This is a genomic window from Algibacter ulvanivorans (assembly GCF_048381495.1).
GTDB classification, from domain to species: domain Bacteria; phylum Bacteroidota; class Bacteroidia; order Flavobacteriales; family Flavobacteriaceae; genus Algibacter_B; species Algibacter_B ulvanivorans.
Window position 1 is genome coordinate 1 of record NZ_JBLWGD010000104.1, and the last position, 258, is coordinate 258.

The window sequence follows — 258 nt, forward strand, 5'->3', positions numbered from 1 at the left end:
CATCAGTAACAACTTCAATATCCGCAGCAGGCACATCATCAATACATTGAACAGCAATAGGATTAGGGTTAGAAGCCGTAGGCATTATAGGGTCTGTGATTAAAATGGTTTGTTCAACGGTTATGCTGTTGCCACAAGTATCAGTTACACTATAAGTTCTGGTAATGGTTTCAGGGCAATTGGCATTATCAGAGACATCCGAAACAAAAGCAACAACAGGAGTGTTCCCACAATTATCAGCTTCATCAGTTACGACCG

Annotated in this window: 1 protein-coding gene; it reads right to left on the minus strand. The window is 41.1% G+C overall.

Annotated features, from left to right (window positions below):
- Nucleotides 1-258 (minus strand): HYR-like domain-containing protein (locus tag ACNG5D_RS16145; protein ID WP_418184549.1); only part of this gene is annotated, 258 nt, incomplete at both ends.